General features: G+C 70.0%; 23 protein-coding genes. 7 read left to right on the forward strand and 16 right to left on the reverse strand.

The genetic code is table 11. The features are described 5' to 3' along the window. Positions 1-136 precede the first annotated feature (136 nt). Positions 137-448, forward strand: a complete 312-nt coding sequence (locus ABT061_RS06935) for a hypothetical protein (RefSeq protein ID WP_350913574.1) — start codon at positions 137-139, stop codon at positions 446-448. A gap of 34 nt (positions 449-482) precedes the next feature. Here the strand turns inward: ABT061_RS06935 and ABT061_RS06940 are convergent, their stop codons facing one another. Together ABT061_RS06940 and ABT061_RS06945 are read right to left on the reverse strand one after the other, a co-directional pair. After that, entirely contained in the window at positions 483-1,079 is a 597-nt protein-coding gene (locus ABT061_RS06940) for a TetR/AcrR family transcriptional regulator (protein WP_350913576.1), read from the reverse strand. A gap of 146 nt (positions 1,080-1,225) precedes the next feature. After that, a complete protein-coding gene (locus ABT061_RS06945; protein ID WP_350913578.1) occupies positions 1,226-1,762 on the reverse strand; it encodes a GNAT family N-acetyltransferase in 537 nt (178 codons plus the stop codon). Positions 1,763-1,829: 67 nt separating this feature from the next. On the opposite strand from ABT061_RS06945, the gene ABT061_RS06950 reads away from it, so the two are divergent. Continuing rightward, a complete protein-coding gene (locus ABT061_RS06950; RefSeq protein WP_350913580.1) occupies positions 1,830-2,369 on the forward strand; it encodes a winged helix-turn-helix transcriptional regulator in 540 nt (179 codons plus the stop codon). Here the strand turns inward: ABT061_RS06950 and ABT061_RS06955 are convergent. Then, complete coding sequence (locus tag ABT061_RS06955) at positions 2,323-2,976, reverse strand: VC0807 family protein (RefSeq protein ID WP_350913583.1); 654 nt, start codon at positions 2,974-2,976, stop codon at positions 2,323-2,325. The two genes, ABT061_RS06950 and ABT061_RS06955, sit on opposite strands and share 47 nt — an antisense overlap. Before the next feature lie 205 nt (positions 2,977-3,181). On the opposite strand from ABT061_RS06955, the gene ABT061_RS06960 reads away from it, so the two are divergent. Continuing rightward, entirely contained in the window at positions 3,182-4,036 is an 855-nt protein-coding gene (locus ABT061_RS06960) for an SURF1 family cytochrome oxidase biogenesis protein (protein ID WP_350913585.1), read from the forward strand. A 58-nt stretch (positions 4,037-4,094) separates the two neighbouring features. Here the strand turns inward: ABT061_RS06960 and ABT061_RS06965 are convergent, their stop codons facing one another. After that, a complete protein-coding gene (locus ABT061_RS06965; protein ID WP_350913587.1) occupies positions 4,095-4,793 on the reverse strand; it encodes a hypothetical protein in 699 nt (232 codons plus the stop codon). 21 nt (positions 4,794-4,814) lie between these two features. Then, a complete protein-coding gene (locus ABT061_RS06970; RefSeq protein ID WP_350913589.1) occupies positions 4,815-5,516 on the reverse strand; it encodes a hypothetical protein in 702 nt (233 codons plus the stop codon). 133 nt (positions 5,517-5,649) lie between these two features. On the opposite strand from ABT061_RS06970, the gene ABT061_RS06975 reads away from it, so the two are divergent. Then, the gene (locus tag ABT061_RS06975; RefSeq protein WP_350913591.1) at positions 5,650-6,846 is read left to right on the forward strand and encodes an amidohydrolase family protein; all 1,197 of its coding nucleotides are present in this window, start codon (positions 5,650-5,652) and stop codon (positions 6,844-6,846) included. On the opposite strand, the gene ABT061_RS06980 is transcribed toward ABT061_RS06975, so the two are convergent. From ABT061_RS06980 to ABT061_RS06990, 3 genes are all read right to left on the reverse strand, one after another. Then, positions 6,827-7,165, reverse strand: coding sequence for a YkvA family protein (locus tag ABT061_RS06980; protein ID WP_350913593.1), 339 nt, complete (start codon positions 7,163-7,165; stop codon positions 6,827-6,829). The genes ABT061_RS06975 and ABT061_RS06980 overlap by 20 nt on opposite strands. A gap of 178 nt (positions 7,166-7,343) precedes the next feature. Then, complete coding sequence (locus tag ABT061_RS06985; protein WP_350913595.1) at positions 7,344-8,759, reverse strand: amidase; 1,416 nt, start codon at positions 8,757-8,759, stop codon at positions 7,344-7,346. Positions 8,760-8,762: 3 nt separating this feature from the next. Beyond that, positions 8,763-9,731, reverse strand: coding sequence for an LLM class F420-dependent oxidoreductase (locus ABT061_RS06990; protein WP_350913597.1), 969 nt, complete (start codon positions 9,729-9,731; stop codon positions 8,763-8,765). 861 nt (positions 9,732-10,592) lie between these two features. Here ABT061_RS06990 and ABT061_RS06995 point away from each other — a divergent pair. Further along, positions 10,593-10,757 (forward strand): hypothetical protein, encoded by a 165-nt coding sequence (locus ABT061_RS06995; protein WP_350913599.1) that lies wholly within the window; start codon positions 10,593-10,595, stop codon positions 10,755-10,757. A 76-nt stretch (positions 10,758-10,833) separates the two neighbouring features. Here the strand turns inward: ABT061_RS06995 and ABT061_RS07000 are convergent, their stop codons facing one another. Beyond that, positions 10,834-11,601 (reverse strand): bestrophin-like domain, encoded by a 768-nt coding sequence (locus ABT061_RS07000; protein WP_350913600.1) that lies wholly within the window; start codon positions 11,599-11,601, stop codon positions 10,834-10,836. Positions 11,602-11,681: 80 nt separating this feature from the next. Then, positions 11,682-12,302 (reverse strand): TetR family transcriptional regulator, encoded by a 621-nt coding sequence (locus ABT061_RS07005; RefSeq protein ID WP_350913602.1) that lies wholly within the window; start codon positions 12,300-12,302, stop codon positions 11,682-11,684. Between the two features lie 557 nt (positions 12,303-12,859). Here ABT061_RS07005 and ABT061_RS07010 point away from each other — a divergent pair. After that, a complete protein-coding gene (locus ABT061_RS07010; RefSeq protein WP_350913604.1) occupies positions 12,860-13,723 on the forward strand; it encodes a hypothetical protein in 864 nt (287 codons plus the stop codon). A 115-nt stretch (positions 13,724-13,838) separates the two neighbouring features. Here the strand turns inward: ABT061_RS07010 and ABT061_RS07015 are convergent, their stop codons facing one another. The 5 genes from ABT061_RS07015 to ABT061_RS07035 all read right to left on the reverse strand — a co-directional run bounded on the left by ABT061_RS07015 (position 13,839) and on the right by ABT061_RS07035 (position 17,751). Then, the gene (locus tag ABT061_RS07015; protein WP_350913606.1) at positions 13,839-14,906 is read right to left on the reverse strand and encodes an aspartate-semialdehyde dehydrogenase; all 1,068 of its coding nucleotides are present in this window, start codon (positions 14,904-14,906) and stop codon (positions 13,839-13,841) included. Then, positions 14,903-16,177: an aspartate kinase gene (locus ABT061_RS07020; RefSeq protein WP_350913608.1), complete on the reverse strand. Its 1,275-nt coding sequence runs from the start codon at positions 16,175-16,177 to the stop codon at positions 14,903-14,905. The genes ABT061_RS07015 and ABT061_RS07020 overlap by 4 nt, the downstream gene beginning before the upstream one ends. Positions 16,178-16,268: 91 nt before the next feature. After that, positions 16,269-16,802 (reverse strand): DUF5063 domain-containing protein, encoded by a 534-nt coding sequence (locus ABT061_RS07025; protein ID WP_350913610.1) that lies wholly within the window; start codon positions 16,800-16,802, stop codon positions 16,269-16,271. Beyond that, positions 16,795-17,394, reverse strand: coding sequence for a recombination mediator RecR (recR, locus tag ABT061_RS07030; protein ID WP_030919803.1), 600 nt, complete (start codon positions 17,392-17,394; stop codon positions 16,795-16,797). Before recR ends, ABT061_RS07025 begins: the two co-directional genes overlap by 8 nt. Positions 17,395-17,397: 3 nt before the next feature. Next, positions 17,398-17,751: a YbaB/EbfC family nucleoid-associated protein gene (locus ABT061_RS07035; protein ID WP_343971709.1), complete on the reverse strand. Its 354-nt coding sequence runs from the start codon at positions 17,749-17,751 to the stop codon at positions 17,398-17,400. Between the two features lie 342 nt (positions 17,752-18,093). Here ABT061_RS07035 and ABT061_RS07040 point away from each other — a divergent pair, with 342 nt between their 5' ends. Continuing rightward, positions 18,094-19,560: a GAF domain-containing protein gene (locus ABT061_RS07040; RefSeq protein ID WP_350913612.1), complete on the forward strand. Its 1,467-nt coding sequence runs from the start codon at positions 18,094-18,096 to the stop codon at positions 19,558-19,560. A gap of 112 nt (positions 19,561-19,672) precedes the next feature. On the opposite strand, the gene ABT061_RS07045 is transcribed toward ABT061_RS07040, so the two are convergent. Beyond that, positions 19,673-21,853 carry a DNA polymerase III subunit gamma and tau gene (locus ABT061_RS07045; protein ID WP_350913614.1) on the reverse strand — a complete coding sequence of 727 codons (2,181 nt, stop codon included), beginning with the start codon at positions 21,851-21,853 and terminating at the stop codon, positions 19,673-19,675. Between the last annotated feature and the right edge of the window lie 5 nt (positions 21,854-21,858).

The following is a 21,858-nucleotide window of genomic DNA, read 5'->3' on the forward strand; positions in this document are numbered from 1 at the left end:
CAATCCTCGCACCGGGCACGTCCGGTTGCCCCGAGTGATGCGACTGTTACACACCGGGGTAAGCATTCTGCAAGCGGACTTCAACCGGGAGGCGGTACTTCTTGGTAACTGCACCATCCGTTCCAAAGGATCCGTGATGCTGATCCCCTGCTTCGCCTGTGAGTCCCGTTTTCGCCCTGATGAGTATTTTCGTGCCTGCCATGACTACTGCCGAGGCAAGGATCTGGTCGCCTGGACCTGTCCGCGATGTGGCAATCAGGATGAGTTACGAGTCTTCCCCGGAGAGCTGGGGTTCGGCTACGCCAGGCGCGGCAGGTTCGACGTCTCCGACCGGGTGCGCGTGCCCGGCCTGCGGCGCCGGCGTCAGGACCTGCGACTGGACATCTCGCTCGACGAGGACGTCTGGCGGGTGTCGACGCGGATGCGCCAGTTGGCGGGCACGCGCTGAGCCCGCTCCGGCCGGGCGGGAACGGTGACGGCGGTCAGGAGCCCTGCTGCCGCAGGCTCTGCCAGGCCGCCTCACAGAGGCCACTGATCTCCTCGGAGGTGGGCTGGTGCGCCCCGGCGAACCACAGGCGGCACATCTCGTTGGCCGGTCCGAGCCAGAGCACGTAGCACATCGTCGGATGGACGGGCTGGAGCAGCCCGTTCTTCATGTGTGGGCGCCACCAGTCGGAGACCGTTCTGAAGAACGCCCTGCGCGACTCCGACACCTCGGTGCCGCCCGGCTCCTCACGCCTGGGCGGCCGCTCACTGATCAGCAGGTGGGCGCGCTCGCGATGCTCGCCACACCAGGACATGTGCAGCGCGACGATGGCCTCGATGCCCTCCCTCGCCCCCTCGTGGCGATGGAGCTCGGCGAGGAACGCGTCCTGGTACATGCGCAGGGTCTCGGCGTACAGGACGCCGAAGACATGTTCCTTGCTGGCGAAGTGGTGATAGAAGCTGCCGACGCTGACGCCGCTCTCCTCACGGAGGCTGGCCAGCGTGGTGGCCGAGACACCATCTTGGCTGAATCGTCGTAGGGCGCCCTCGACGATCCTGGTGCGGCCGTCGCGTCCGTTCTTGGCAGTCTTCACGACTCCAATGGTGCGGCACCAGAACCTTATTCCGCAAACTGTGCGGGAAACAGCTTGGACCACGCCGATCATACCGCCTTGATCGCGACACCGCGCCACCGCCCCGGAAGCCCCGCCCACATGCCCGCGTCCCGGCGCGGGGCCCCTCAGCGCAGGATTCTCGCGGTCACCTCCACCGTGCCGCAGGAGGCGCGCATGATCGCCTCAGGCCACATCTTGCGGATCATCGCCAGCACCGTGCGGTTGTCTCCGAGCACGTCCATCCCCACCGTCCCGGCTCCCCGGGCCGCCGCGCGGCGCATCAGCGTACGGACGAGCCGGGAGCCGAGCCCCACTCCCTGCCACTCGTCGCCCACCACCACGGCGATCTCGACGTCGGTCACCTCTCCCTCTCTCCGGTAGCTCATAGCGTGCCCGACGACGAGGTCCCCGTGTACCGCGAGCAGCGCGTCGCACCGTTCGTCCACCGCCAGGAGCGCCCTGACGAAGCCCGCGCCGGGACGGCTCACCCCGGTGAAGAACCGCCGTGCCTGCGTCCGGGGCGACAGCCCCCCGAGGAAGCGACGGACCCGTTCCTCGTCATCCGGCCGCGCGGGCCGGATCTCGACGGCCTCCGGCATGGCGTCCACGGGCACGGGCGGTGCCGAGGCCTGGCACGGCGACGCCAGCTGAGTTCGCATCATGGACTCAGATTCTCGCGAGAGAGCTGAGTATGTCAAGTAGACTTAGATGAGCGTTGGAGGTGGCGCCATGGCGACTTACGATTCGCACATGAGTGAGGCGGCTCCCGGCAACCTGCCCCTGCGGCCGGAGAACTGTTCCATCGAGCGTGCCCTCGGCATCGTCGGCGAGAAGTGGACGTTCCTGGTGCTGCGCGAGGCGTTCAGCGGAGTACGGCGCTTCGCCGACATGCAGGCCGCCACGGGAGCACCCAGGCAGGTGCTCAGCGCCAGGCTGGCCCGCCTCGTGGAGGAGGGGCTGCTGCGCAAGGTGCCCTACCGCGAACCCGGGCAACGGCAGCGCGACGAATACCGGCTGACCCAGATGGGTCTCGACCTCTACCCGACCCTGGTGGCCCTGATGCGGTGGGGCGACAGGTATCTCAGCGACCACGAGGGGCCGCCGACACTCCTCACCCACCGTGGCTGCGGCGCTCCGATCGAGCAGCACTTCCGCTGCGCGGAGGGGCACGAGGTGTCCGGCCCGAGAGAGGTCACCCCGCTTCCCGGCCCCGGCATGCGCCTCAGCCCTCCAGCTCCCGCGTCTCCAGCCCCCGCAGGCAGTGCCTGAGGCTGAGCACCGAGATCAGTGCCGCACCGCCGAGCAGCACCGCGACCGCCGAGGTGCGCACCAGAAGGTAGGTCTCCAGAGTCTGGCTGAGCAGCAGCCACAGGCTCAGCGCCGCGTTCAGCAGTTGCGCGCACCCCCACAGCACCGACTGCGACACGAAGAAACGGCGCATCCGCGGGTGCTCCGTCACCTGGTCGGGCAGCGGCACGAGATCGGCCACCACCCGCCGGATCAGCGGCCGCCGCAACGGCGCGGTGAGCAGGAAACCCATGCTCACGCAGAACACCCCGAGGCAGGGCTGGAGGAAGAACACGATGGGGTTGCCCGTCGCCACGGTCAGCACCACCCTGACGGTGATCGTGCCCGCCGCCAGCATGAGGGTGCCGGGCGCCTCGCTCCGCCTGACCAGTCGCCAGGCGACCCCGCCGTAGACCCAGAGCGCCGCCACCGCGAGCGCGACGTGCGAGTTGGTGAAGACCAGCGCGACGTAGAAGACGAGAACGGGAAGCATCATGCTCTCGAACACCCTGGGGGCGGCATGCCGCAGCAGAGCGCCGAGACTGGGGAGTGCGATCGGAGCCGTGGGAGCGGGCATGAGCACAGTCATCAGGGGCAGGCTCCGAGGGTGGTGGAACGTCCCGGGGGATATTTCGGCTGACCATATGCGATGTCCGAAGTGTCCATGAATTTTTCCATGACATCCGACGATCGCGCGGTTCCGGGCACCTTACTACGCCCGCAGGTACCCCCCGCCACTCCCAAACGCGCACTCGAAGGACGGGGCGGCACTCCCGGTGCCTACTCTTGAGAACGTGTACCGGTTTCTGCTGACTCCCCGATGGCTGGCTCTGCACACGGTGGTGTTGCTGGTCATCCCCGCTTTCGTGCTGCTGGGCCAGTGGCAGTTCGGGCGTTTCACGGAAAGATCCACCAGCAGTGACCAGATCACCCGCAACCTCGCCACCGCCCCCGTCTCCGTGGAAGAGCTGACCTCGCCCGGCGGCACCGTCTCCGTGCAGGACAAATACCGCCCCGTCACGGTCGGCGGCAGGTACGACGCGGACGCCCAGCTCCTGGTCAGGCGCCGCACCCAGAACAAGGTGGTCGGCTTCTACGTGCTGACCCCGCTGATCTCCCCGAACGGCACCGGTGTGCTGGTGAACCGGGGCTGGGTCAAGGCGGGTGCCACGGCCGACGCCCTCCCCGAGGTCCCCGCCCCGCCCTCGGGTGAGGTAACTGTCACCGGCAGGCTACGGCCCACCGAGACCGAGGAGACCTCGGGCATCCGGGACCGAGCGGGCCTGCCCACGGGCCAGGTCCTGCTGATCAACACCGAGGCGATCGGCAGCCGCCTGCCGTACCGGCTTCTCGGCGGGTACGTCGAGTTGACCGGGCAGTCGCCCGCGGCCACCACCGCGCCGGAACCCGTCCCGGCGCCGGACGTCGGCGGGGGAGGCGGGCTCAACCTGGCGTACGGCGTGCAGTGGTGGCTGTTCATCGGGATCGCGATCGGCGGCTGGGCGCTGCTGATCCGCAGGGAGGCCGCCGACCTCAGGGCCGCGGCCACCGCCGCGCCGGCCACGACCGGTGGTCCAGAACCCGGCGACCCCGCCGAACTCCCGGACGCCCCCGAGCGGACCGCACCGGCTGAGCGGGCCGGCACCTGACGAAGAACCCGCCTGAACACCGGCACCCGGCTGCGGGCCCGGTGGAAAGCCGCGGAGCCTAGCCGCCGGCGAGGTTCAGCAGAGTGCCTGCGCCCAACGCCAGACCCGTGGAGAGCAGGCCCACCCCGAGCGCCAGCAGGAACCCCCGTCCCCCGCCGAGCCGCTCGCGCGGCGCGGGGCGCCGCCCGGCCTCGAACCAGAGCGGGCGGGGTTCGAGGAGCAGGAACAGCAGCGCGCCGGCCTGCCCGACGGTGAAGAGCCAGAGCCAGGCCCACCGGTTGCCCAGCCTGGGCGTCGAACCGAGCATGATCAGGGAGGCGAGCACCCAGGCTCCGAGCACCCACACGCCGCCGACGGACGCAGGCACCTTTCTGACCCAGAGGGGCACGAGCTCCCATCTGTCGGAGTCGTCCGGCTCGGTCGCCCTGATCCGGCTCCGGCTCAGGTCGCCCCCGAGATCCGCCCTCGTGAAGGCGGGCCGTTCCGCCAGGAGCGCCTCCGGGCCGATCTCGCGCCAGATCAGCGGGCCCTGGGCCCAGCGGACCCGGTGGATCGCGCCGGACTGCTCGTCGTACTCGAGGAAGGAGACGCGGTCGGCCGCCGCCGCGGCGCGAAGCTCGGCCCGCGTCCCCGGCCGGGGAGTGAGGCTCAGCACGGTGACCAAGACGCCGAAGAGCAGGACGAGCAGGAGCACCGTCCGGATGGTCAGCCCGAGGAGCCGCCAGCCGCGCCGGACTTCGACCGCTTCGGGAGCCATACCTTATTTACTACCTCATGGTCATGCGTTGACCATCGCCATACCGAAAAGGAGCGCCACCGCGATCGCGAACCCTCGCGTGCCGTCGATTCTGGCCGGTGCGGGCAGCACCTCGTACGGTCCGCGCCACAGGGGATGGGGCTCCAGCAGGACGTAGAGCAGCGAGCCGCCGGTGAGGAACATCCAGAACCAGGCCCAGCGGCTGGCGTAGCGGGGGTTCGGCCGGGTCAGCATGAGCAACCAGGCCAGCACCTCCGCCGCCACCGCCACCGGGCCGAAGGGTTCCCACCAGCGCCCGTAAGCGGGCGAGCCCATCAGACCGCCGAAGCCCTCGGTGCGCACGATCTCCACGCCGGGGTCGGCTACGGCGCGTACCTGGGCCAGGAAGGCCCCCTGGCGGCGCTCAAGGGCCTCGGGGACCAGCCGGGTGGTCTCGGGGTCCCAGACGTCGTCGGGCTGGTCGAAGCGGGCCTGGCTCCAGGAGAGCGGCCCGTGCGACCACGTCAGCGTGCCGTAGGCGGGCCAGTTGCGGTCGTAGACGACCTTGGTCACCCCGCCGGCCCGCAGGTCCGAGATGAGCTCCGAGGCGGGCCGCAGGGGTGGCGCCTGGTTGAGGTGGACGACCACCGTGGAGATCGCGAGCACGAACAGCAGTGCCAGGCGCACGACGTACGGCATGTCGCCCCGTGCCGGAACCACCACTCGCATCTCTGCCCCCGTCACGCGAGATCCACCGCCAGACAGGCTAGCCGGTGGCCCTGTAGGACGCCGGTAAGAGACGTCTTGGGAGACAGAGATACCAACCGGAGACCTTGCGGCTTGAACAGTGTTATTCCAGCGTCATACGGTTGACCGTGTGACTACGCCGCTGCTCCCCGACCCCGAGCCCAGGCGGCGGGACTATGTGATCATTTCGGCCGATGACCACCTGATCGAGCCGCCCGACATGTTCGACGACCGGCTGCCGGAGAAGTACGCCGAGCTGGCTCCCAAGGTGGTCGAGACCGACTCGGGTCACCAGGTCTGGCGCTACGGCGGTGCCACCTACCCCTGCGCCGGGCTCGACGTGGGCGCCGGTCTGCCCCGCGAGCAGTGGACGCTCGACCCGGTGCGGTTCGAGCACATGCGTCCCGGCTGCCACGACATCGAGGCCCGGATCGAGGACATGGACCGCGCCGGCGTCTGGGCCGCGCTCTGCTTCCCCGGCATGCTGGCCGGGCAGTCGGGCATGGTCTTCGCCAAGACCCGCGACCAGGATCTCGGCCTGGCGGTCCTGCGCGCGTGGAACGACTGGCACGTGGACGTCTGGGCGGGCACCTATCCGGAGCGGATCATCGCCCTGCAGCTGCCCTGGCTGACCGACCCCGAGATCGCCGCCAAGGAGATCCGCGACAACGCGGCGCGCGGTTTCAAGGCGGTGCTCTTCCCCGAGTTCCCCACCCGGCTACGTCTGCCGTCCATCCACAGCGACCACTGGGACCCGTTCTTCCAGGCCTGCGAGGAGACGGGCACGGTCGTCTGCCTGAACGCCGGCGCCGGCTCCTGGGCACCCGTCCCCTCGCCGGACACCCCGATCGAGGCGATCACCACACTGATGCCGACGAGCGCCATGTTCGCCTGTGCCGACTGGCTCTGGTCGGGCATCCCGCTGCGCTTCCCCGCGCTGCGGATCCTCATCGTGGAGGGGGGAGTGGGCTGGCTGCCGATGCTCGCCGAGCGGGCCGACTACGCGCTCGACCACCCGGTGGCCGGCGAGGCCTCCTGGGAGGGTGGCCTGAAGCCCAGCGAGGTCCTGCGTAGAAACTTCTTCTTCGGCACGCTCAACGACCACGCCCTGTCCGGGGTGCGGCTCGCCGTCGGGCTGGAGCACGTGCTGCTGGAGAGCGGCTACCCCCACTCCGACTCCACCTGGCCCGACACCCAGCAGGCCATCGCGACGAACCTGGGCAGCCTGCCGCCCGCCGACATCGCCCGGGTGGCCTACGGCAACGCCGCCCGCCTGTTCGGCCACCCACTGCCCTCTCGCGCCTGGCTCAGGATGGAACAGCTCTGACCCGGTCACGCTCCCAGTCGACGTAGCGTCCGCCCTCGCCGAGCAGGGAACTCATCAGCCACAGGAAGACGCCGAAGTCGTCGGCCACTCCGATGAGAACCAGGAAGTCGGGGATGACGTCGATCGGCGAGATGATGTAGAGCACGCCAAGGCCCATCATGGCCAGCTTGCCCTTGCTCATACCGGGGTACTGCCCGCGCATGACCGCGCCGATCATCCTGGGGAGGGCGCGCAGGCGAGCGCCGAGACCGGGCGAGCCCGGCTTCGACACACTCCTGTACGTCTTCCACGCCTGTGCCGCGCGCGCCGCCTTCGCCATGGGGATTCCTCTCGGAAGCACGTTCGCCTGGTGGCGTATTACCCCACCACTTCACGATATAACGCGTGATTTTCCGATACGGTTCCCGAACGCCCGCCGCGACCGGGACGATCACACCCCCGCCGCCGCTCCCGTCCATCCGTTCCCCGACATCACCAAATATCCCGAAAAAATCGCGTCAGCGCATCGCCGGGTGCTGGAAGGGCCGCTCCTCCTCGATCTGGGCGGCCACCCGGATGAGCAGATCCTCCCGTCCTGCCGCGGCGACCAGTTGCACGCCTACCGGCAGACCGTCCGCGGTGCGGTGCAGCGGCAGGGAGATCGCGGGCTGCCCGGTGGCGTTGATCGGCGAGGTGAACGCCACCGCCTGGTTGGTCAGGCCCCGCGAGAGGCTGACGTCGTCCGCAGGCAGCCCGCCGAGGCGGAAGGGCGCCACCCCCAGGGACGGCATGAGCAGCAGGTCGTGGGATTCCCACCAGGCGGCCATCCGCCGCCGGAACCCGTCGATCCAGTCGCGCGAGGCCAGGTAGCCGACCGCACCGAGCTCGCGACCCGCCGCGCCCAGGATCCGGTTGCGCGTCTCCAACTCGTCCAGCTCCACGGGTCTGCCGCGCCAGCGCCCGATCTCCTCCAGGTCGGCGGCCACGTGGGCGGCGACGACGGTGCCGAAGTGCGTGGCGAAGCCGTCCTCGGCGAGCGCGGACGGTCCCCCCGGCTCGACGTCGTGCCCCAGCGCCGCCAGCAGCCCGGCGGCCCCGGTGACCGCGGCCACCAGGTCCGCCTCCGGCGGGACGGTCCCGTCCGGATGTTCGGTGAGGAAACCGATCCGCAGCCGCCCGGGGTCGGCTCCGACCTCCTCGGCGAGCGGGCGCCGCCAGGCGGACGCGCCGTACGGATCGCCCGGCATCGTCCCCGCGACCACGTCGAGGGTCGCCGCGCTGTCCCTGACCGTACGGCAGAGCAGGCCCGCGGCCGAGAAGCCCGCCCAGGGCTCGCCCGCCGACGGCCCCGAGCTGACCCTGCCCCTGCTGGGCTTCAGCCCGACCAGCCCGCACATGCTCGCCGGGATCCGGATCGATCCGCCGCCGTCGCTGGCCGTGGCCACCGCGACCATGCCCGCCGCCACCGCCGCCGCGGATCCCCCGCTCGACCCGCCGCTGCTGTAGCGGAGGTCGTACGGGTTGCGGGTCGGGCCGAACGCCACCGGCTCGGTGGTGATCGCGGTACCGAACTCCGGGGTGTTGGTCCGGCCCAGGATCGTGAACCCCGCCCGGCGCAGCTTGGCCACCGCGTAGCCGTCACGCTCCGCCGAGATCCCGTCGAGGGTGCGCGATCCCGCGCGGTACGGCTCACCGGCCATGCCCCAGCCCAGATCCTTCAACAGTGTCGGCACCCCCGCGAAGGGAGCGTCGAGCTCGACCTTGTCCGCCTCCTCCAGTGCCCGCTCGAACCTGCGGTGGACCACCGCGTTGATCGCGCCGTCACACGCCTCGATCCGTGCGATCGCCGCCTCGGCGAGCTCTCTCGGAGAGACCTCTCCCTTCCATACGGCCTGCGCCTGTCCGATCGCGTCCAACTTCAACAGGTCGTGCAAGAGTCACTCCTCGGCGGGGGCCAGATCTCGTACGGCCTGCGTGATCGGAACCTCGCCGCCGGGGATGGGGGCGAGAACCGGGGTGCTCAGACCGTTGCGCACATACTCCCTGATCCTGGCCCTGCACGTGGCGGCGTCGCCGTGCACGATGAGCTCGTCCACCACCTCGTCGGGGATGGCCTTGAGCGCCGCCTGCCGGTCACCGGCCGCCCATGCCTCGTGCATCGGCCGCAGCACCTCCCCGCGCCCCAGCCAGTCGTGGAAGGCCGCGTAGACCGGAACCGTCAGATAGCTCGCGAGCATCCAGCGCCCGAGCTCGCGCACCTTCTCCGCGTCCTCGCTGACGCACACGAACAGCCGGGCGATCAGCTCGGTCTCCTGCCCGACCTCGGCCCTGACCTTCAGCACGTCCTGCGGCGAGAGCCAGTTGGTGATCGCGCCGTCGGCCTCGCCGGCGGCCAGGTGCAGCATGCGGGGGCGGAGCGCGGCGAGCACGATCTTCGGCGGGATCTTGGGGGCGCGCTCCAGCTTGAACCCCTTGACCTCGAACGTCTCGTACCGCTCGGTGACCTTCTCTCCCGCGAGGGCCTTGCGCAGGAAGCGCAGGGTGTCTCTGGTCCTGGCGAACGGTTTGACGAACGCTCCGGCGTTCCAGCGCTCCACGATGGCCGGGGAGGAGGCCCCGATGCCCAGGACGAAGCGATCGGGGGCGAGGTCGGCGAGCGTCGCGGCGGACATGGCGAGCAGGCCGGGCCCCCGGGTGGAGACCGGGACGATCGCGCTGCCGAGCCGTACCCCCGGCGCCCATTCCGCGGCCATCGCCAGGGGCACGAAGCCGTCGACGCCGTTGACCTCGGCGGACCAGGCGTCGGTGTAGCCGAGCCCGGGGAGTTCGGCGATCAGATCCTTGGAGCCGGCCAGTGAGCGGTCGTAGAAGGGAACCGTCATACCCCAGCGTGGGCCCGTAACCATCGTGCCGCCTCCATGTCAGTGGTCGCCGCCCCGGGACCTTCCCCCTAGAACGACATTCTGATGTAGCTTGCCGCACCCGGCTGGGGGGTCGTCAATAGGCTGACTGTACCAACCAGACGGTATGCCCTTGATGCAATGATCTATATCGGCTCTCCACTTACCCTCTCATTACTTTCCGTATGATGTTAGAAACCTTGCGTGACGACGCATCGGTGGAGGAAAAAACGACGGGGCCTGCTCGGCGCGGCGGTCCTCGCGACCTGTATCGCGGCCCCCGCGCCGGCCGCGCCGCCCTCGCTCTCGGCGCTCTCAGCGCTCTCAGCGCTCTCAGCGCTCTCAGCGCTCTCGACGGCGGGCGGTGCCGGCCCGCCCGCCCCGCAGGTCGTCCAGCACGTCAGAAGGCCGATCTCGGCCTCCGGTCGCTCAGCGCGCCCGGAACCCGAGACGGACCACTCGACGGCAGGCCCCCAGGCGAGTTGGGAGCCCGGATATCCGGCCATGCCGCCACCCGAGATGAAGGCCGAGCCCGACTACCCGACAGCACCTCCCCGGGTGGACTGGGAGCCCGGGGATACGGTCGCGTTTCCCGCCGAGGTGAAACCCGAACCGGACCATCCGAAGGAACCGCCGGAGAAACCGGGCTACCCGGCAGACATTCCGGTCAAGCCGGAACCGGAGTCCACACCCAAGCCTGAACCCAAACCCGAACCGACACCCGAACCTGAACCGACACCCGAGCCCGAACCGGAGTCGCCTACGCCCGCCCCACCCTCGCCGCCCCGGCCCCGCCCGCCCGCCTACGTTCCCAAGGCCGCTGTCACGCCGACACCACCCCGGACCCGCCCCCCGCGGCCCGTACCGGTGACGCGTCCCAGCGTTCCTCCCCTCCTGCGGCAGCGACTGGTGCTGGACCGCTACGCCGAGCGGCGCGAGGGCACCGACCGCAGGCTCGTCCTCCTGGTGATGTTCACCGGCGTGATCTCGGTCACCGCGGTCGCCGCCCTCAACCACCGGGGCCGCAGATAGCGCGGACGGCACACGACCGGACGACGAAGCCCGCCGGGAACCACCGGCGGGCTTTTCCTATCCCGGACGCGCCGAACTACGGCTGGGCGGGAAACTGGCCGTCGATCTGGTCGTACTGCCGCTGCGCGGCCTTGAACGCGTCAGGCCCGACGGCACCCGGCCCGCTGAACGGGTGGCTGATCAGGATGATGAAACACACCCCGATGACGACCACGCCCACCCGGACCAGATCGGCGACGATCGACGGGAACGTGGGCCGCACCCTGAGCGTCCAGGGCAGCGCGATCACCAGCATCCCGGAGAGGATCATCGAGATCACGAAGATGCTCTCCAGACCGGTGCTCGCGTCGTCCCCCCTTACCGTTCGGGCGTGGGAGATCTCGGAGATCCGGTCGAGCGCGTCCTGCTGGAGGTTCTTGCTCGCGTCGCCGATCGGCTGGAGCCGGAGCACCGAGGCCCGCATGTCGGCGAGGGTCTGCCCGGGGAGCGGGGACATCTCGCTGCCGGCCATGAGCGGCCAGTCGAGGTCGATGCTCTGCGCGGTGTACTGGCGGATCTGGGTCCTGACCGGCGCCGCCTCAGGGATGGGCGCCACCGACCAGTACATCTCGGTGAGGCTCTCGGCCTCGGCCTGGACGTCGGTCTCCGTCGCCCAGAGCCCGTCCCGGCACAGGACCGCGGCGTAGGCCAGCACCAGCAGGTAGACGGCGAGGGCGAGATTGGCGGAGAAGTCGATGGACGACGAGCCGTGCCCGTCGTCATCCCGCCCCTTCCTCCTCAGCACGCGGAACGCGATCAGCAGGATCGCGACGGACAGCACCACCAGCACTGCTACCCAACCCATGGGACTCCCTTGAATCCGTCATCAAACAACCACTCAGGGTAATCAGATCGACACGATGATTCCTGGAGTTCCGCCGGTATTCACTCGCGAAGTTCGTGAACTCCCGCGATGAAGTCACGGGCGACCCCGCGCAGGCCAGGCAGGTGCGAGAGCCCCACCAGCCGGTCCACCAGCGGCACGGTGAGCTCGATGAACCGATATGTCCGTCGGCATCCCTCCGAGTCGTCGTGCACCCAGAACAGCACGACGCCCATCGACATCAGCCAGAGCAGTTCGGGCAGCTCGGCCCGCAACTCGGCGTCCATGCGGTCGGAGGATCCCTCCACGACCCGCCGGTAGATCTCGATCGACGCGTCCCTGGAGGGCGAGGACTCGGCGCTGAACGGGTTGAGCGGGTTGCTCGGCTCGGCCGCGTGCTTGAAGAACTTCACCGCGAACTCGTGGTACGGCTCGGAGACCCGCACCCACTCCCGCAGCACGCCTTCCAGCCGTGCGGCGAATCGGTGCTCGGTGGCCAGCAGCTTCTCGCACGCGGCCTCGTGCTCGGCCTGGGCCCGGTCGTAATAGGCCTGGACCAGGATCTCCTTCGAGGCGAAGTAGTAGTAGGCGTTGCCCACCGACACCCCGGCCTCGGCGGCGATGGCCCGCATCGTGGTCGCCTCGTACCCTCGCTCGCGAAAAAGCCGCAGGGCCGTCTCCACGATGACCTCACGGGTCCTGTCTGATCCACGGCTTCTCGGGGGCGGCTCGGCCATAGAGCACCTGTCACCTATCGCTTGGAGCTGGGAGAACGGGCTCGTCTGGTCTCTCTCCACTGGACGAACCCTAGATCATCCGTCCCGCGTCACCAGGGAGAAGCCCCAGTCAACGACCCTAGGCGCGCCACATTGCCCCCGCCACTCATATCGACTATTGCCACCCGGCTCTCGCCTCCGCGTGCCTCTGGCGGTAGCGACCCGATCATGCCGAGCACCGTGCGCCCCCTGTCTCAGCAGGTCATCGAGCCGCACGATGATCCCCATTACCGGGCAAAATTCACTCTTCGGGAGGGATCATCCGGGTTCGGGGGTGGGATTGATCCATTTGGCGGAAGGGCTCCCGCGACAAGGGATACACAATGGGGACACGTCCCTGTAGACAGCGGGCTGCCCGGTTCACCGCCGGAGCACTGCTCGCTCTGCAGATATCTTTCATCGCATCGGCCCGGGACGACAGTGCGACCGCGGAGAGCGGACACGCGTCGGCCACCGTCACGATCGTGAGCCGGCCGATCACGGCCGGCCCGGCGGAGGAACGCCGGTCCACGATCACCGGGACGTACGACACCGGCGCCCTGGAAACCGCCGGGCTCTACCGCCGGACCATCCACCAGGAGCCCTCCCTCCAGGGGAGGGACATCGCCACCACGGGCACACCGCCGGAACAGACGGCCCCCCTGATCCTCGAGACCACGGAACGGACGCGGGCCACCGCCCTGGCGGGCACACCACCGGAACAGGCGGCTCCCCCGATCCTCGAAGCCGCGGCGCGAACGCGGGACACCGCCACCGCGGACGCGCCATCGGAACAGACGGCCCCCCTGATCCCCCAGAGCCCCCAGGAGACCCGGGCCTTCCAGCCACGGTCCCTCCCCGAAACCTTCGCGGAGCAGGCACCCTCCGCCCCCGAGAGCCCGGCCGAGGCCCACCCCCCTCAGGCGCAGCGGGCCAAGCAGCGCCAGCCGGTGCGGCTGGCGCAGGCGGACGCCAAGCAGCGCCTCCGGGCGGCGGGCCTGACCTGGAGTTCCTCGGGTAAATGCGCGAACCGCCGCGGACGGCACTGCACCTCGCTGCAGGCGGTCCGGGCCGCCACCGTCTCCGACGTGATCGAGCTGAAGCGCCGCAGCGGTTGTCCCCTGGTCGTCACCGGCGGCACCGAGGTGGGCCATGCCCCTGGCCCCTACAGCCACTACATGGGCTACAAGCTGGACATCAAGCCCAACGAATGCATCAACCGCTACATCACAAAGAACTATCCGTCACAGGGCATACGAGGCGACGGAGCCCCCCTGTACGGCGAATCGGCGACCTCGGGCACCCTCTACGCCCGCGAGGCGGACCACTGGGACATCCTCTTCCGCTGACTCGCGAGATCCCACCTTCCAAGCGCCGGGTTCCACCGCCTCCGGTGTCCGCCGCTCACGCGAGCGCCGCGAGGGTCGTGCGGCGACATCCGATGCCGCCGCACGACCGGGGAGGTCACCCGAACTCGGCCGCGACCAGCTCGGCGATCTCCGCCGCGTTCAGGGCGGCGCCCTTGCGGAGATTGTCGCCACAGACGAACAGGTCGAGGGTGTTGGGGAAGTCGAGCGCCTGGCGGATTCGACCCACGTAGGTGGGGTCGGTTCCGACGACGTCCGCCGGGGTCGGGAAGACGCCGTTGGCCGGGTCGTCCATGACGACCACGGTCGGAGCGGCCTCCAGGATCCGATGGGCGTCGGCGACGGTGATCTCACGCTCGAAGGTCGCGTGCACGGCCAGCGAGTGAGTGGTGATCACTGGGACGCGGACGCAGGTCGCCGAGACCTTCAGGTCGTGGATCCCAAGGATCTTCCGCGACTCGTTGCGGAGCTTGATCTCCTCGGAGGCCCAGCCGCCGTCCTTGAGCGAACCCGCCCACGGCACCACGTTGAACGCCACCGGTGCCGGGAAGGGCGACTCGGCGTCCCCGAGCCTGTTCTGCAGGACCTTGCGCACGTCACCGGCGGTCTGCCCGACCGTACGGTCGCCCGCCAGGGCCTCGACCTCGTCGTAGAGGCGGGCCGAGCCCGCCACACCCGCGCCGGAGACCGCCTGGTAGGAGGCGACCACCAGCTCACGCAGGCCGTACTCCTCATGGAGGGCACCCATCGCGGCCATCATCGACAGGGTCGTGCAGTTGGGGGTGGAGATGATTCCCAGCGGCCGCTCGCGCGCGGCCTCGGGGTTGACCTCCGGCACGACCAGCGGAACCTCGGGGTTCATCCGGAAGGTGCCCGACTTGTCGATGACGACGGCACCGCGCTCGGCGGCGATCGGCACCCACGTCGCGGAGACCTCGTCCGGCACGTCGAAGATCGCGATGTCGACGCCGTCGAAGACCTCGGGAGTCAGCTCCTGGACGACGAGGTCCTCACCGCGGACCCTCAGGACCTTGCCCGCCGAGCGGGCGGACGCGACGAGCTTGATGTCTCCGTAGACGTTCTCACGGCCGGAGATGATGTCCCGCATCACGGTGCCGACGGCGCCGGTCGCGCCGATCAGGGCAAGGGTGGGCTTGCGGCTCATCGCCCGGTACCTCCATAGATCACGGCTTCAACCTGGTCGGCGTCGAGGTCGAAGGCGCGGTGCGCGGCGCTGACCGCCGTGTCCACCTCGTCCTGTCCGACGATCACCGAGATGCGGATCTCCGAGGTGGAGATCATCTCGATGTTCACCCCCGCGTCGGCGAGAGCGGCGAAGAACGTCGCGGTGACGCCGGGGTGCGAGCGCATGCCCGCTCCGATCAGCGAGACCTTGCCGATCTGGTCGTCGAAGAGCAGCGACTCGAAGCCGATGCGCTCCTGGATCTTCTTCAGCGCGGTGAGCGCCACGGAGGCGTCACTCGTGGGCAGCGTGAAGGAGATGTCAGTCCGGCCGGTCGTCGCCGCCGACACGTTCTGCACGATCATGTCGATGTTGACCTCGGCGTCGGCGAGTGTTTTGAAGATCGTCGCAGCCTCGCCGACCTTGTCGGGCACCCCGACAACGGTGATCTTGGCCTCGCTCCGGTCGTGCGCGACGCCGGAGATGATCGGCTGCTCCATCTCTGTTCCTTCGCTGTCGGGGTCGGAGACGACCCACGTGCCTTCCTTGGTGCTGAACGAGCTTCTGACGTGGATCGGCAGGCCGAAACGGCGAGCGTACTCAACGCAGCGCAGGTGCAGGATCTTCGCACCGCAGGCCGCCATCTCCATCATCTCGTCGTACGAGATCTTGGGAATCTTACGGGCGGTCGGGACGATGCGGGGGTCGGCGGTGAAGACGCCGTCCACATCGGTGTAGATCTCACACACGTCGGCGTTCAGGGCGGCGGCGAGCGCGACCGCCGTGGTGTCCGAGCCTCCCCTGCCGAGCGTGGTGATGTCCTTGGTGTCCTGGGAGACGCCCTGGAACCCGGCCACGATCGCGACCTGGCCGTTGTCCAGCGCCCCGCGTATCCGGCCGGGCGTCACGTCGATGATGCGCGCGCGGCCGTGCGAGGAGTCAGTGATCACGCCGGCCTGGGAGCCGGTGAACGAACGCGCCTCCTGACCGAGGTTGGCGATCGCCATCGCCAGCAGCGCCATCGAGATGCGCTCACCCGAGGTGAGCAGCATGTCAAGCTCCCGGCCAGGCGGGAGCGGCGAGACCTGCTGGGCGAGGTCGAGTAGTTCGTCCGTCGTGTCACCCATGGCGGAAACGATCACCACGACGTCGTTGCCGGCTTTTTTCGTCGTGACGATCCGCTGAGCGACCCGCTTGATGCAGGACGCGTCGGCGACGGACGAACCACCATACTTCTGAACAACGAGCGCCACGAGATGTCTCCGAAGCAATCTAGGGCTGTGGAGTTCACAGTCTACTGGCGCCCTAGCTGGGACCTTCTGATGTGGCTCAGTATGTGGACGATCACACGGTTGTGCGCTCCTCGGCGACATCAAGCCGGGTATGGGCGACAAGTGCCTGAAGTGCCCGCATCGCCGCTCCGGCGTGGTTTCCCCAGGTGTTGAAATAGGAGTACTGCCACCACCAGAGAGCCTCCAGCGGGCGACCCGCACTGTGGTGCCGCAGACCGTGCAGGAGGTCGGCGGCCACCGCCGTCAGGTCGTCGGAGAGGCGGTACGGAGTGACCCCGGTGTCCTTGTAGGGGTCGAAGACCTCGGCGTAGTCGTCGACCGGCCCCAGCCGCTCGGCCAGCGCCGTTCGGACGGCGTCGACGTCCGGGTCCTCGCCCAGATGCGGTTCCCAGTTGCCCGACAGGATCACGTCCTGGCTCGCGCCGAGCTGCGCGCCGGCCGAGCTGACCTGCGCGACCTCCACCAGCAGCAGGGGCAGGATGGCGTCGCCGCCCTCGCCGCCCGCCAGGCGGGTCAGGCCGTCGATGTAGTTCTTCGCGTGCTCCGCGATCCGCTCCGCGAGAGCACTCCACGCGTCATCAGACATCAAGGAGCCTCCTTCCCTCGAACGCGCGGCCCAAGGTGACCTCGTCCGCGTACTCGAGGTCACCGCCCACCGGCAGACCGCTGGCCAGTCGTGTCACTTTCAGTCCCATCGGCTTGACCAGACGGGCGAGATAGGTCGCCGTCGCCTCCCCCTCAAGGTTGGGGTCGGTGGCGAGGATCAGCTCGGTGACCTGGCCGTCCGCCAGGCGGGTCATGAGCTCTCTGATGCGCAGGTCGTCGGGGCCGACACCGTCGATCGGGCTGATCGCCCCGCCCAGCACGTGGTAGCGGCCTCGGAACTCGCGGGTCTTCTCGATGGCCACGACGTCCTTCGACTCCTCGACGACGCAGATCACGTGGGGATCGCGCCTGGCGTCACGGCAGATCCGGCACTCCTCCTCCGCGGCGACGTTGCCACAGACCCGGCAGAAGCGGACCTTCTCCTTGACCTCCAGCAGCGCGTGCGCGAGCCGTTTCACGTCGGCCGGCTCCGCGGCCAGCAGGTGGAACGCGATGCGTTGCGCGCTCTTGGGACCGACGCCGGGGAGCATCCCCAACTCGTCGATCAGGTTCTGGACGACCCCTTCGTACATGACCTAGAACCCGGGAAGCTGGCCGAGCCCGCCCCCGCCCCCCAGCCCCTGTGCGAGCGGACCGAGCTTCTCCTGCTGCAGGTCGGCCGCGGCACGCACGGCGTCGCGGATGGCCGCGATGACCAGGTCGGCGACGGTGTCCGCCGTCTCCTGGGGGTCACCGGGGTCGATGGCCTCGGCGCTGATCTCTAGTTCGAGCAGCTCGCCCCCGCCGTTGACCGTGGCCACGACCAGGCCGCCGCCCGCGGAGCCCTGAACCTCCGCGTCGTTCAGCTCCTGCTGGGCGCTCACAAGCTGCTGCTGCATGAGCTGAGCCTGCTCCAGCAGCTGCTGCAGGTTGACATCCCCTGGGTTCACCGTCGTTGTGCTCCTCATTCGTGACATCGGTCGTCACGAGCCTACGGGTTCTGAGCCGGGTGTTGTACTGAAGCGAGCACGGGTTCCCTGCTGACGGGGATTAAACCTTCGTCGGGCCCCGGGCCCCCTCCAGACGTCCGAGACCCGACATGACACGCCCCGGAGCGGCCGCACACGGCGGCGTGTGATCGAAAGGTAACCGTCCGAAGGTTGCACACACGTTGCGATCGTCCGCTCACTCTTCGCGTGCCCTCTTTGATCGAACGGGTTGCGTGCGGGGTTCTGAGCCCCGATGCTTCCGCCATCGGCTCTGTTCCGGGGGGATATGTGTCCGACAGCCAGATGAGAGCCGTCCAGACAGCCGATCTCGACTCCTACGCGTCACGGCTGCGGCGCCTGCACGAGGCCCTGAGCGACGGTGAGCAGCCGGTGGCCGAGGGACCCAGAAGCGTGATCTCCTCGTCGTGGCGGCGGTCGCTGGACGCCGGAATCGACCTCGAGACCAGGTCGGCCCCGCCGGCCTTCGAGGGCCAGGACGTCCGGGAGGTCCGTTCGGCCCACCCGATGAGCGGGCTGCTGCCGATCATCACCGGCACCCTGCTGGGCGCCGCCGCCGAGGGCGACCAGATCCTGCTCATCGCCGACGCCGAGGGCAGGGTGCTCTGGCGGGACGGCGACCACCGGACGATGGAACGCGCCGACGAGGTGGGACTGGCCGCCGGCTTCGACTGGAGCGAGCGGGCGATCGGGACCAACGGCCTGGGCACCGCGCTCGCGACCCGGCGGCCCCTCCACGTCTTCTCCTCCGAACACCTGGTCAGGGCACTCCACATCTGGTCCTGCTCCGCCGCGCCGGTCATCGATCCCGACAGCGGCGGCCTGCTGGGCTGCGTCGACGTCAGCGGCACGACGCGCGCCATGCACCCGGCGAGCGTCGCCCTCGTCGAGGCCGCCGCACGGCTGGCCGAGAGCCACCTCACGCTGCGCATGCTCGAACATGACGAGCGGCTCAGACGCCGCCACGAGAGACAGGTGAGCGCGCTGCGCGGCGAGCCTGGCGCCCTGGTCACCGCGACCGGGCGGATCATCGCCGGTGACGACGCACCGCAGTGGGGTCACCGCATCCGCCTGCCCGAGGTGGGCCACCGTCTGGTCCTGCCCGACGGGCGGAGTGCCTTCCTTGAACCGCTCGGCGACGAGGGCTTCCTGCTCCGCCTCGCGGGTCCGGCGCGTGACCCCGTGCTGACCCTGTCCCTCCTCGGCACCGAGCACCCCTCGGCGTGCCTGGAGGGGGTCCGCCTGCCGCTCTCCCTGCGCCACGCCGAGATCCTCGCGATGCTCGCCCTCAACCCCCGGGGAATGACGGCCGCCCAACTCTCCTTCCATCTGTACGGCGACGCGGGAAATCCGGTGACCATCCGTGCCGAGGTCCACCGGCTCCGCATCCACCTCGGCCACACCATCGCCGCCAGGCCGTACCGCCTCACCTGCACGGTCGAGGCCGACTTCCTGGAACTCAAGCGGCTGCTCGCGGCCGGCGAGACCGCGCCGGTCGCCCGCGCCTACCGCGGCCCCCTGCTGCCCCGCTCCGAGGCGCCCGCCCTGCGCCGCGAGCGGGAGGAACTGGAGGGCCAGGTACGGGCCCGCCTCCTGCGGCGGGGCGACCCCGACGACCTCTGGGCCTACACCGAGACCGAGCACGGCAGGAACGACATCCAGATCCTCGAACGCCTCGCCGCCACGCTGCCCCGCCACGACCATCGCGCGGTGGCGGCCCGGATCCGCCTCAGCGGCGTCGACCTGCCCTGAGGTCCTCGCCATCTGGAAGGCGGGGATTCCCGTGACCGCTTTCAGGGCGGACGCGCGCCGTCGACCGGTCTGAGACCTCCGGGACACGGGTGGGAGCGCGGCGTGCAGCCCGTCAGGTGTGGTCGATCTCACCGATGATCTGGCCACCCAGCTCGCGCTGGATGAGGGCCATCCCGGTGAGCGCGTCGACGTCGGCGTCCGCGTCGTTCAGCGGGTCGACCTCGTCGGCGTCGGGGGCGGCGCCGCGGTTACCCCGGGCGGGCACCGCGTCGGGCCAGGCCGCCTTGGCGCCGGTCTTGGCCACGGCCCTTGGACCGGCCTGGGCGGCGGCCCTGGCGGCCGAGCGGGCGGCGGCCAGACCGGGACCGGGGCCGGAGATCGGCGGGGGAGGCGAACCCGGGTCCTCCGGCATGGGGGCGTCCGGCCAGGACTCGTCCGTCGCGGGCGGGGTCTGACGCGCCGGGGCCGCCCGCTCCGCCTGCGGCGCGGGCGGAGCGACGGGGGCCTGCGCCTGACGGACGGGCGCCTGTGCCTGCGGCTGGGATGGCTGGGGGGTGGGCTGCTGGGGGGCCGGGGGCTGTCTCGGTGCCGGCGCACGACCCCCGCCCGACGGAGCGGGCCCGTTGCCGACAACGGCCTCGACCTTCCAGGTCCCGCCCAGAACCTCCTGCAGCACCGCCGCGACGACCGCGTCCTTGCCGCCCCCGGTGAAGTTCTTCATCGCGCCGACCTGCGCGAACCCCAGGGTTACGATCTTGCCCTCGACCCCGACGACCTGGGCGTTGGTGTTGACGTTGGCCCACACGACGATGCTGCGCCGCTTGAGCGCGGCGAGCACCTGGGGCCACGCCTGCTGCACGGCCCCGCCCCCGGAACCGGGCGCGGCCGCCGTGTCGACCGGCGCGGGCGCGCCGGGAGCCTGCTGAACGGGCGCCTGGGCCTGCTGCCCCGTAGCCGGTGCGCCGGGCCTGACCGCCACCGGCCAGTCATCGCCCTGGGCACCGGGCTGCTCGACGGGTGCCTTGACGGGTGCCTTGACGACAGGCGGTTCGGGCCGCTCCGCCTGTGGCGGGGGCGCCGCGTGGACCACCGGTGCCGGTACCGGAGCCGCGGCCTGCGGAGCGGCGTGCACGACGACCCCGCCCCGTTCCAGCCGCTCCAGCCGTGCCAGCAGCGCCGCCTCGCCCTGCGCCGCGCCGGGAAGCAGGATCCTGGCGCACATCAGCTCAAGGAGCAGACGGGGCGAGGCCGCACCGCGCATCTCGATCAGGCCCGCGTTGAGGATCTCCGCGGCGCGGGTCAGCTCGGCCGGGCCCATCGAGGCCGCCTGGACCTGAAGCCGCTCCAGCTCGTCGCCTGGCCGGTCGAGCAGCCCGCTGGTGGCCGCCTCCGGCACGTTGGCCAGGATCACCAGGTCACGGAAGCGCTCCAGCAGGTCCATCGCGAACCGCCGGGGGTCGTGGCCGCCCTCGATCACCCGGTTCACCACCTGGAACACCAGCGCACCGTCGCGGCCGGCGAAGGCCGCGACCACGTCGTCGAGCAGGTCACCGTCGGTGTAGCCGAGCAGGGAGACAGCGCGCGCGTACGTGATGCCCGCCTCGTCCGACCCGGCGAACAGCTGGTCGAGGATGGAGAGCGAGTCGCGGGCCGAACCCGCGCCCGCCCGGACCACCAGCGGGAGCGCGGCGGGCTCGAACGGGACGTTCTCGGAGGTGAGGATCTCCTCCATGAGCGTGCGCAGCGCGGCCGGCGGGATCAGCCGGAACGGGTAGTGGTGGGTCCTGGACTTGATCGTCCCGATGACCTTCTCCGGCTCGGTGGTCGCGAAGACGAACTTCAGGTGAGGGGGAGGCTCCTCGACGAGCTTGAGCAGCGCGTTGAAACCCTCGCGGGTCACCATGTGCGCCTCGTCGATGATGTAGATCTTGAAGCGCGACGACACCGGCGCGAAGAAGGCCCGCTCACGCAGGTCACGGGCGTCGTCCACGCCACCGTGCGAGGCGGCGTCGATCTCGATGACATCGAGGTGGCCGGGGCCGGTGGGCGCCAGCGCCACACAGGACTCGCACTCCCCGCACGGGTCGGGGGTCGGGCCCTTCTCACAGTTCAGGGAGCGGGCGAGGATGCGCGCGCTGGACGTCTTGCCACATCCCCTGGGCCCGCTGAACAGGTAGGCGTGGTTGATGCGCCCGCTGCGCAGCGCCTGGCGGAGCGGATCGGTGACGTGCTCCTGACCCTTGACCTCGGCGAAGGTTCCGGGCCGGTACTTGCGGTACAGCGCAAGACTCATGCGAC

The organism is Streptosporangium sp. NPDC002544, from assembly GCF_040295965.1.
GTDB lineage: Bacteria > Actinomycetota > Actinomycetes > Streptosporangiales > Streptosporangiaceae > Streptosporangium.

Excerpts from the sequence above, each read along its gene's own strand:
- ABT061_RS07015 (WP_350913606.1), bottom strand. The coding sequence starts at position 14,906 with ATGAGCCGCAAGCCCACCCTTGCCCTGATCGGCGCGACCGGCGCCGTC.
- ABT061_RS07025 (WP_350913610.1), bottom strand. The coding sequence starts at position 16,802 with ATGTCTGATGACGCGTGGAGTGCTCTCGCGGAGCGGATCGCGGAGCAC.
- ABT061_RS06945 (WP_350913578.1), bottom strand. The coding sequence starts at position 1,762 with ATGATGCGAACTCAGCTGGCGTCGCCGTGCCAGGCCTCGGCACCGCCC.
- ABT061_RS06935 (WP_350913574.1), top strand. The coding sequence starts at position 137 with ATGCTGATCCCCTGCTTCGCCTGTGAGTCCCGTTTTCGCCCTGATGAG.
- ABT061_RS07045 (WP_350913614.1), bottom strand. The coding sequence starts at position 21,853 with ATGAGTCTTGCGCTGTACCGCAAGTACCGGCCCGGAACCTTCGCCGAG.
- ABT061_RS06950 (WP_350913580.1), top strand. The coding sequence starts at position 1,830 with ATGGCGACTTACGATTCGCACATGAGTGAGGCGGCTCCCGGCAACCTG.
- ABT061_RS07040 (WP_350913612.1), top strand. The coding sequence starts at position 18,094 with ATGAGAGCCGTCCAGACAGCCGATCTCGACTCCTACGCGTCACGGCTG.
- ABT061_RS07000 (WP_350913600.1), bottom strand. The coding sequence starts at position 11,601 with ATGGGTTGGGTAGCAGTGCTGGTGGTGCTGTCCGTCGCGATCCTGCTG.
- ABT061_RS06955 (WP_350913583.1), bottom strand. The coding sequence starts at position 2,976 with ATGACTGTGCTCATGCCCGCTCCCACGGCTCCGATCGCACTCCCCAGT.
- recR (WP_030919803.1), bottom strand. The coding sequence starts at position 17,394 with ATGTACGAAGGGGTCGTCCAGAACCTGATCGACGAGTTGGGGATGCTC.
- ABT061_RS06990 (WP_350913597.1), bottom strand. The coding sequence starts at position 9,731 with ATGGTTACGGGCCCACGCTGGGGTATGACGGTTCCCTTCTACGACCGC.
- ABT061_RS06965 (WP_350913587.1), bottom strand. The coding sequence starts at position 4,793 with ATGGCTCCCGAAGCGGTCGAAGTCCGGCGCGGCTGGCGGCTCCTCGGG.
- ABT061_RS06980 (WP_350913593.1), bottom strand. The coding sequence starts at position 7,165 with ATGGCGAAGGCGGCGCGCGCGGCACAGGCGTGGAAGACGTACAGGAGT.